The sequence below is a fragment of the Paenibacillus sp. E194 genome, assembly GCF_000935845.1.
Taxonomy (GTDB): domain Bacteria; phylum Bacillota; class Bacilli; order Paenibacillales; family Paenibacillaceae; genus Paenibacillus_B; species Paenibacillus_B alvei_B.
In genome coordinates, this window is sequence record NZ_JMDX01000366.1 from 1 (window position 1) to 4,210 (window position 4,210).

General features: G+C 48.2%; 4 protein-coding genes and 1 pseudogene. 2 read left to right on the forward strand and 3 right to left on the reverse strand.

From position 1 onward, the window contains the following. On the reverse strand, window positions 1-805 hold an 805-nt coding region (locus AZ66_RS27410), incomplete at its 3' end, for an energy-coupling factor transporter ATPase (RefSeq protein ID WP_044357805.1). Between the two features lie 377 nt (window positions 806-1,182). Between AZ66_RS27410 and AZ66_RS27415 the strand changes: the two genes are divergently transcribed. Beyond that, the gene (locus tag AZ66_RS27415) at window positions 1,183-2,484 is read left to right on the forward strand and encodes a hypothetical protein (protein WP_197081785.1); all 1,302 of its coding nucleotides are present in this window, start codon (window positions 1,183-1,185) and stop codon (window positions 2,482-2,484) included. Between the two features lie 54 nt (window positions 2,485-2,538). Here AZ66_RS27415 and AZ66_RS27420 read toward each other — a convergent pair whose 3' ends face one another. Both AZ66_RS27420 and AZ66_RS27425 read right to left on the reverse strand, forming a co-directional pair. After that, window positions 2,539-3,180 (reverse strand): GTP pyrophosphokinase, encoded by a 642-nt coding sequence (locus AZ66_RS27420; protein WP_052648903.1) that lies wholly within the window; start codon window positions 3,178-3,180, stop codon window positions 2,539-2,541. Window positions 3,181-3,350: 170 nt separating this feature from the next. Further along, window positions 3,351-3,614, reverse strand: a complete 264-nt coding sequence (locus AZ66_RS27425) for a YqkE family protein (RefSeq protein WP_044357809.1) — start codon at window positions 3,612-3,614, stop codon at window positions 3,351-3,353. A 227-nt stretch (window positions 3,615-3,841) separates the two neighbouring features. On the opposite strand from AZ66_RS27425, the pseudogene AZ66_RS31075 reads away from it, so the two are divergent. Further along, window positions 3,842-4,210 (forward strand): annotated as a pseudogene (locus AZ66_RS31075) (hypothetical protein); the annotation flags it as partial.

A 4,210-nucleotide genomic window follows, 5' to 3' on the forward strand; every position in this document is an offset into this window, starting at 1 on the left:
CTTCAGATACCGTCAACCGATCTGATCGGAACAGTTCTTCATGCCGATGAACGCCCACTGCTATTCGATTCATTTCTGGCGGCTCCAAATAATAGGCAGCAAGCTGCTCGTGATTCGTGAACAGCTGCCTCGGAGTGCATTCACGTACAATACGGCCTTCTTGAAACACAATGACACGATCGAAATGAACGACTTCTTCCATATGGTGAGTAACCGATACGATGGCCACCCCCTGATTGCGCAGCTGCTGGATCACCTCCATGACTTCCCGCCGCCCATAGGTGTCGAGCATACTCGTTGACTCGTCAAACACAATGCATGAAGGCTGCATCGCCAGTACCCCTGCAATCGCAATGCGCTGCTTCTGGCCCCCTGACAAGCGATGTGGCGGTCGGTCGCGAAATGCCATCATTCCCACCACTTCCAGCGCCTCATCTACACGGCGACGAATTTCATCTTGGGGCACACCGATATTTTCCGGCCCAAATGCAATGTCATCTTCCACGATCGTCTCCACCAATTGATTGTCTGGATGTTGAAACACAATGCCTACTGCCGAGCGGAGTCGCTCCCTAGCTTGCGTATTTTTCGTATTTGTACCGGCAACCCATACCTCTCCACTTGAGGGCAGAAGCAGCCCATTCAGCAGCTTGGCGAAGGTGGATTTGCCGGAACCGTTATGTCCGACGATGGCCACCGCTTCCCCCTGTGCCAGTTCGAAATCAATATCATAGAGAACTGGAATGCGTTCTTCATTTTCTCCATAATGAAAAGAAACCCGCTCTACCCGAATGATCGGACCCACATAAATTCCCTCCTTCTCGAAGTATTCAACAACTGTGTCTCAGGAACGAAAAAAGACGCCATTCCCTATGAAGGGAATAACGTCTCCGGTCGTCCGGTCAACATCAACCTATAATTCCGATATGATTATAATGATTTGAACAGCATCATATCACCACCGTATGTACCTGTCAACGATTGTTTTGCGCTCTTTTACATGTGAACGGATTTAATGTTGATAATTCCTATTGACATTTACGCATATATTGAAATAAGATACACACAATAATATACAGGCGGATACGCATCGGCGGTTCGACCAGTCAACTGGAGACACCCGATTCCAACAGGAATTGGCGTGTCTCTTTTTCTATTTCCCCATCTAAGGAGGTTTTCCACTTGTCCGTTCAAACCCATCATCATATTGATGAACAAACTCTTCAGGATTTGCTGCAATATCCACTGCTCGACGCCTTATTCGGACGGCGCTCACGCCGCTTCTTCAGAGGGGCTGAAATACCAGACGGAGCTCTGGCCTATACGTCCAAGCACGAGCCACTTCCTTTGGATGAAATAGAGAAAATTTTGATCCTCCTGGCAGTTGGCGGTGTCACCGGCTGGCATCATTCCGTAACCCGTCATGATCGATATAAGCCGCATCTATCCAATTATTCAGGTTCAGCCTCTGGTCGAACGTTTCCTTCAGCAGCTGGGTTTCATACCTCTCAGATTTTCTTTACCGACGACACAGGAACGTATCTGTTCGACACGCGAGACACACCTCCGCTCACGGAGCGGGATACAGATGGCAACCACCGGCTCATTGACTTGATTCAAGCTTATTCCGGCAATATTCGCCGCATTTCCAATCAACGACTACATATCCCGAATTATGAGCCTTATATGGAGGGGCATAATTCATGGGTTGCGAACAAGCCAGGTACGCTGCTCGTCTTCCCAGTAGGAGACTTGGCTCAGCATACGATTGCGAACCTATGCTTCTATGTTCAAAATGGGCTGTGCATTTACGATGATGTGAACGACCGTCCTATTCCGGGCATTGAGCAGTTCCGTGACATTGTCGATGTTGACAACCCGCTCCCACTTTCATTCCTTGATCAATACTCATTGGCAGAGATATCGGCTGAGTTATCGACCGCGACCTATGCTGGTATGCTCATGCAGCAGGCACTCGGATTAGGCGGCTGGATGTTCGACGGCATTGACCGTCTCACTGTGCTTGGAGCTAGCGGTGATCCGAATGTGCCTGGACTTGGATTCCGCTATGATACTGACAAGCGGTGGTCGCTCCCTAATCCAACCGGTCTTGAAGGGGTATTCACTTCATTCACGCCGCCGCACTTTGCTGATATGCGCGCCGCTGTAGATGCATTTTGCGATCGCAAGTTTGGCAAAAACGGCCCCTTCCACCCCGATACACCAGGCCCGTGGAAAGACAGCCGCAAAGTACGAAGCAGCGCACAAATCCACGACGAACAGTTCCGAGAAGCTGTCAGCCATATGGCGCAATACATTTATGACACCTTCGGCAAGTTTCCAGCTACGGTTCCATCCGTCTTTTCACTTATGTATTTACAGACCCATCATTTGGATTTGGATTATTACGATCAATTTTTTGGCCCACATGCTTATTTGCGCTCTCATGCGGAGCACCTTGCCAAGTGGCATGGCATCAAGTAATTCGGACATTACAAAGAGGCTCTCCTTATCCAGGGGAGCCTTTCGGTGTTCCGTTTATTTTAGAAGCTGATTACGCAGCATGGACATCTGCTCGTCCATTTGGAAGGCCGACTTGGATAATTCATAGAGTTGGTTGCGCGCATCCTCAGGCACTTCACCGCCTTCATATTTATAGTTCAGCTTATGTTCTGTCGCTGCCCAGAAATCCATGGAAGATGTGCGCAGCTGAATTTCAGCGGGTACCCACAATACTTCGTGCGATAGAATAACCTGTGTCTTCACCACCATATGCAAGCTTTTATAGCCGCTTGGCTTCGGATTCTGAATGTAATCTTTCACTTGAAGCACTTGGATATCCTCTCGCTGTTCGATGTGCTCCTTCATCATGTACACGTCATCCAGAAATGTGGTAACGATCCGCAATCCCGCAATATCACGAATATTGTCCTGAACAGCATCCATGGAGAACGGAATCCCTTTGCGTTCAATTTTTTTGAGCAAGGACAGCGGATTCTTCACCCGTGCCTTCATATGTTCGATCGGAGAATATCCGAATTTGGTCTTCCAATCGAGATCAATGATTTGAAAATCACTCTGAAGCTCGTTCAGAGCCATTTCATATTGACGAAAAAATCCACCCCAATGCTTCTGTATCGCCTCGAACAATTCAAATTTATTTAAGATAGGCAAGTTCATGCTGTCTCCTCCATCCGATATGTGAACAATGTTACAATACTATATAACCAAGATTACCTCCTCTTGACGCTGAGATCAAATGTACAGGATTGGAAGAAGTTGCTCCTCCAATTATTTTAAGGTGTATAAAGAAGGAAAAGCGTGAGACTCTACCGTCTGCACGCTTTTCCTTACTTTTTATATTTGCGCCAATCCAGGCTGCTGTTATTCAATAAATATTCGAAGTTGTTGTCCAGCTTCTTCTGCTCGGCACGACGGGCTTCTTCAGCCTTTTGACGCTCCCGTTCCTTGCGATTGTCTTCTTGGACTTGCAGTTCCTTGGCCTGATTCTTCAGCTTGTTCAAGACATCGGGACTTAACAAATCCTTCAAGGTAGCCGGCTTCTCTGTGGCAGCCTGAGTCGGAGCCGCTGCTGTTCTGCGTTTTTTCCCCATTCTGATCACCTCGATTTCCCTTTCATTATAACAGTATTCCTCATGAAGCACCATCTTCCACACATATATCCCTCAACTGTAATACTATTGATTGCTGATTCGTGTTGCGGATATATATTCATCCACATACATTGATGTATTGGTAGAAACGTCTCTATGAAATCTTGTCCGTTTCCAATACATCGTCTCTGTCCATCCAACTTATTCTGAAGGAAGGAGCATACACCATGGATGGGGATCTAAGAAATAATAGTTACAGCAACCTAATCCGGTCTAATATTTTCCCTCCGCAAAGCTGTGCAAATGTATTTCCACCCCCGTTTGTCCCAATCCCTCCTCCTACTAGTCCAACTAGCCCAACTGGCGTACCTACCGGTATAACAGGGCCAACGGGTCCGACCGGCCCAACTGGCGCGACAGGCGCCAACGGACAACGAGGAGCCACTGGGGCTACTGGCGCTACCGGTGCTACCGGTGCTACCGGTGCTACTGGTGTTACTGGTGTCACTGGCGCTACGGGTGTTACTGGCGCTACAGGAGTTACTGGCGCTACAGGAGTTACTGGCGTTACTGGCGCTACGGGTGCGTACCGGCGA